Origin of the sequence: Sphaerospermopsis aphanizomenoides BCCUSP55 (genome assembly GCF_001586785.1) — a bacterium.
GTDB lineage: Bacteria > Cyanobacteriota > Cyanobacteriia > Cyanobacteriales > Nostocaceae > Sphaerospermopsis_A > Sphaerospermopsis_A aphanizomenoides_A.
This window is the reverse complement of the sequence record NZ_LUFH02000182.1, coordinates 1-5,059: the sequence shown is the minus strand read 5'-3', so window position 1 is coordinate 5,059 and position 5,059 is coordinate 1. Positions and strand designations below refer to the sequence as shown.

Annotated in this window: 6 protein-coding genes; all 6 read left to right on the top strand. The window is 40.7% G+C overall.

Going from position 1 to position 5,059, the window contains the following annotated elements; all coding sequences use genetic code 11:
- Positions 1 to 197: 197 nt before the first annotated feature.
- Positions 198 to 710 carry a bidirectional hydrogenase complex protein HoxE gene (hoxE, locus tag A0J48_RS25815; RefSeq protein ID WP_200327429.1) on the top strand — a complete coding sequence of 171 codons (513 nt, stop codon included), beginning with the start codon at positions 198 to 200 and terminating at the stop codon, positions 708 to 710.
- The gene (locus A0J48_RS25810) at positions 697 to 2,304 is read left to right on the top strand and encodes a NuoF family protein (protein WP_200327428.1); all 1,608 of its coding nucleotides are present in this window, start codon (positions 697 to 699) and stop codon (positions 2,302 to 2,304) included. Before hoxE ends, A0J48_RS25810 begins: the two co-directional genes overlap by 14 nt.
- 43 nt (positions 2,305 to 2,347) lie before the next feature.
- Positions 2,348 to 3,064, top strand: coding sequence for a bidirectional hydrogenase complex protein HoxU (gene hoxU, locus A0J48_RS25805; RefSeq protein ID WP_200327427.1), 717 nt, complete (start codon positions 2,348 to 2,350; stop codon positions 3,062 to 3,064).
- A gap of 49 nt (positions 3,065 to 3,113) precedes the next feature.
- Complete coding sequence (locus A0J48_RS25800) at positions 3,114 to 3,641, top strand: DUF3122 domain-containing protein (protein WP_200327426.1); 528 nt, start codon at positions 3,114 to 3,116, stop codon at positions 3,639 to 3,641.
- A gap of 21 nt (positions 3,642 to 3,662) precedes the next feature.
- Positions 3,663 to 4,208: an NADH-quinone oxidoreductase subunit B family protein gene (locus tag A0J48_RS25795; protein WP_200327430.1), complete on the top strand. Its 546-nt coding sequence runs from the start codon at positions 3,663 to 3,665 to the stop codon at positions 4,206 to 4,208.
- A 113-nt stretch (positions 4,209 to 4,321) separates the two neighbouring features.
- On the top strand, positions 4,322 to 4,936 hold the full coding sequence (locus A0J48_RS25790) for a CP12 domain-containing protein (protein WP_200327425.1): 615 nt from the start codon (positions 4,322 to 4,324) through the stop codon (positions 4,934 to 4,936).
- The last annotated feature ends 123 nt before the right edge of the window (positions 4,937 to 5,059 follow it).

Genomic DNA, 5,059 nt, shown 5'->3' with positions numbered 1-5,059 from the left:
GTGTAGGGGTGTAGGGTGTAGGGTGTGGGGAGGCAGGGGAAGAAAAATTAATTCTTCCGCCTGAACTCCTGAACTCCTGATAGCGCAGCTTGGCGTAAGCCATACTCCTATTCCCTATTCCCTATTCCCTATTCCCTTCTTACTGTCACCTGTCACCTCTTCCTCATAATTGATTCATCTACAAAGGATTATAAATAATGAAAACTACTGTTCCACCTCCTTCTGCTCATCCGAGTGGAGATAAGCGGTTAAAGATGTTGGATGCCACTATTAAGCGTCATCAATATCAACAAGATGCACTCATTGAAATTCTCCATCGGGCTTCGGAATTATTCGGTTATTTAGAGTTAGATTTATTACTTTATATCGCCCATAGTTTAAAGTTACCACCAAGTCGAGTTTATGGTGTAGCAACTTTCTATCATCTGTTTTCCCTAGCACCGAAAGGTAAACATAATTGTGTGGTATGTACTGGTACTGCTTGTTACGTTAAGGGATCGCAAGCAATTTTAAGCAGTTTAGAAAATACTACCCAAATTCATGCTGGGGAAACTACTCCCGATGGGGAAATTTCTTTGATGACGGCTAGGTGTTTGGGGGCTTGTGGTATTGCACCGGCAGTAGTTTTTGATGGTGCGGTTTTAGGTAATCAAACCCCGGAATCAGTCTGCGAAAAAGTGGGAGAATGGCAGAACAATGGAACTAAATGAATTATTAGAAATCGCTAGAACTGAACGTTCTCAAGCTAAACCTGTACAGATTCGCTGTTGTACGGCGGCTGGTTGTTTATCTTCTAATTCCCAAGCCGTTAAAGATAATTTAGATGCTGCTGTTAAGGCTGCTGGGTTGGAGGATCGAGTACAGGTTGCTGGTGTGGGTTGTATGCGTCTGTGCTGTCAAGGTCCTTTGGTACAGGTGGATAATCAGGAACATCCCACAGAAGCAAAGTTGTATGAACAAGTAAGTCCAGAAGATGCCAGTAAAATTATTACTGAAGTCCAAGGGGAAGAAACAAATTTACAAAAAGGGGATTTAAATCAACCGTTTTTTACCCGTCAATTCCCTATTGTCCTAGAAAATAGCGGCAAAGTTGACCCAGAGAGGATTCAATCTTATATCGCTGCTGATGGTTATCAAGCACTTTACCAAGTGTTGCGAGAAATGAAACCTGCTGAGGTGGTAGAAAGTATTACTAAAAGCGGGTTGCGGGGACGGGGTGGTGCTGGTTATCCCACGGGTTTAAAATGGGGAACGGTGGCAAAATCGAAAGGTGATAAAAAATTTGTCATCTGTAATGCGGATGAAGGTGATCCCGGTGCATTCATGGATCGCAGTGTGTTAGAAAGTGATCCCCATCGGGTGTTAGAAGGGATGGCGATCGCAGCTTATGCCATTGGTGCAAGTCAAGGTTACATTTATGTGCGGGCTGAATATCCTATTGCTATCAAACGTCTAGAAACCGCTATTCGTCAGGCACAACGTTTAGGGCTTCTGGGTACAAATATTTTTGAATCACCCTTTGATTTTAAAGTGGAAATCCGCATCGGTGCAGGTGCTTATGTCTGCGGTGAAGAAACAGCTTTAATGGCTTCTATTGAAGGTAAACGGGGTGTTCCGCATCCCCGTCCACCTTATCCGGCTGAGTCTGGGTTATGGGGTTATCCCACCTTAATCAATAATGTAGAAACTTTTGCCAATATTGCTCCTATTATCCGTAAAGGTGCGGAGTGGTTTGCGGGAATCGGTACAGAAAAAAGTAAAGGTACAAAGGTTTTCGCCTTGGCTGGTAAAATCCTCAACACTGGTTTAATAGAAGTACCAATGGGAACAACCTTACAGGAAATTGTGGCGGAAATGGGCGGTGGCGTTCCTGATGGCGGTATTGCTAAAGCGGTACAAACTGGCGGTCCGTCTGGGGGATGTATTCCTGCTTCGGCATTTGCTACACCTGTAGATTATGAATCCTTGACAGCTTTGGGTTCAATGATGGGTTCTGGGGGAATGATTGTCATGGATCAAACCACGAATATGGTAGATGTGGCGCGATTCTTTATGGAATTTTGCATGGATGAATCCTGCGGTAAGTGTATTCCCTGTCGAGTCGGAACGGTGCAGTTACATGATTTATTAACCAAGATTAGTAAAGGGGAAGCGGATCAAGCTGATTTGGAACTGCTAGAAGAACTCTGCGACATGGTGAAGCATACAAGTCTATGCGGTTTAGGACAATCTGCACCAAATCCTGTGTTTAGCACTTTGCGATATTTCCGAGATGAGTATTTGGCTTTGATAATTGATAATTGACAATTGACAATTGATAATTACTAATGCAAAATCTAAGATTTTTATGACTGTAAAAACTTTAACGATTAATGGTGAATTAGTTAGCGCCCGTGAGGATGAAACTTTACTGGAAGCGGCGCAGGAGGCTGGTGTTCATATTCCTACACTTTGTCATTTAGATGGTGTTGGGGATGTGGGGGCTTGTCGTTTATGTTTGGTGGAAATTGCGGGAAGTAATAGGTTGCAACCAGCTTGTGTGACTAAGGTTGCTGAAGGAATGGTGGTGAATACTCATAGCGATCGCCTGCAAAAATACCGTCGCACAATTATTGAAATGCTGTTTGCAGAAGGTAATCATATCTGTTCTGTTTGTGTTGCTAATGGTAATTGTGAATTACAAGATTTAGCAATAGAAATGGGTATGGATCATGTGCGGTTAGAATATCAATTTCCTCAACGTTCTGTTGATACTTCTCATGACCGTTTTGGCATAGATCACAATCGTTGTGTGCTTTGTACTCGCTGTGTTCGTGTTTGTGATGAAATCGAAGGCGCACATACTTGGGATATGGCAGGAAGAGGTTCAAAATCTCATGTCATTACCGACTTAAATCAACCTTGGGGAACTTCTCAGACTTGTACTTCCTGTGGTAAATGTGTCAATGCTTGTCCTACCGGTGCAATTTTCTATCAAGGTTCAAGTGTTGGAGAAATGAAACATGACCGGGGCAAAATTGACTTTTTAGTTAATGCCAGAGAGAAAAAACAATGGAATTTTTAACTGTGAATTTTTGGGTTAATTTTTTTCCTCACTATAGGAGGTAAATTTGATGTTAATTCACATTGGAAAAATAGAGAGACTTTTATCAATATTGCTAGTGACAATATTGACAACATTTATATTCCTGGGTTTAGGAAGTTTCACCTGCAAGAGTGCAATTGCTGTTGTCACACAAATAGAAGAAACATCAGGAGAAGTTCTTTATCGCTCACAAGTAAAATTAGATGATGACTTCGGTAAAGTTTGGCAAGTTGTTTTATTCAAACAAGTTTACCCCGGTCAAAAATCTCAGATTAATTTGCGCTTAGTTGGGTTTCCTGGTTCACAGGAATTAATTCACCCCCAACCGTTAAGAATTACCTCAAACACTGGCAAAATTTGGAATGCGTCTGATATATTTTTAGATGAAGCACCAGCCCCTACAGTTGGTCAATATGATTTCACAGAAATCCTACCCCAATTACCTCTAGATTCTTTAACTTTGGCTATTCCTTTACCTGGAAAAAAATCTATTAATATCTCAGTTCCTACTCATGTTGTTAAAGAATGGCAAACAATAATTACAAGTGACAACTGATAAGGTAAAAAAATGACTAGAATGAATAAAATAAAATTAGCAACAGTGTGGTTAGGTGGCTGTTCTGGCTGTCATATGTCTTTTTTAGATTTAGATGAATGGTTAATAGATTTAGCAGCCCAAGTAGATGTAGTTTATAGTCCCATTGCTGATGTTAAAGAATATCCAGAAGGTGTAGATATAGTTTTAGTGGAAGGTGCGATCGCCAATGAAGAACATTTAGAATTAATCCACACCATCAGACAACGCACCAAAACAATTATTTCCTTTGGAGATTGTGCTGTAACTGGTAACGTTACCGCCATGCGTAACCTGACAGGAAACGCTAATGTCAGCCTGCAACTAGCTTATATTGAAGGTGCAGATGTGAATCAACAAATTCCCCATGAACCGGGGATAGTTCCACCCTTACTTGATCATGTCGTACCCGTTCACTATATAGTACCAGTTGATATCTACTTACCCGGTTGTCCTCCTTCAGCCGCACGAATTCGCACCGCAATAGAACCATTATTAAAAGGAGAATTGCCCCAAATGGAAGGACGAGCAATGATTAAATTTGGGTAATGCAATTTTGGATTTTGGATTTTCAATTTTGGATTGTATTTCATGAATCCCAATCTAAAATCTAAAATCTTCTTCCCTATCAACTGTCACCTTAAATTCTGAGAGAAAAAATTATGTTAACAGCAGCAGATGTAATGACAAAAGATGTTGCCATGATTCGTTGTTCTGCAACCGTAAATGAAGCAGTAAAATTAATGCAGGCGCGAGATTGGCGGGCTTTATTGGTAGATCGTCGTCATCCACAAGATGCCTATGGAATTGTTACCGAAAGTGATATCGTTTATCAAGTCATAGCTTATGGTAAAGACCCAAGTAAAGTTCGTGTTTATGAAATTATGACTAAACCTTGTATTGTGGTTAATCCTGAACTGGGTTTAGAATATGTAGCACGATTATTTGCTGATCATAATTTACGTCGTGCGCCTGTAATTAGTGGTGATTTATTAGGAATAATTTCCCTGACTGATATCCTAGCTAGAAGCACCTCTTTAGAAAAACCCCGCACAATTTTATTAGAACAAGAATTACAAGATGAAATTAAAAAAGCCCGTGTGATTTGTGCAGAAAAAGGAATTAATTCTTCTGAATGTGCAGCCGCTTGGGATGTAGTCGAAGAAATTCAAGCCGAAATTGCTCATCAACGGGCAATGAAACCTCTCAAAACCGCTTTTGAAGAATATTGTGATGAATATCCAGAAGCCGCAGAAGCAAGGGTTTATGATCTGTAATTCGTAATAGTGCCTCCGGCACGCTGCGCGAACGTAATTCGTAATTGGGGATTGAGAAAATAGTAATTCCCAGTCCCCAGTCCCCAGTCCCCAGTCCCCAGTTTCCATTGAACTTCAGCATTT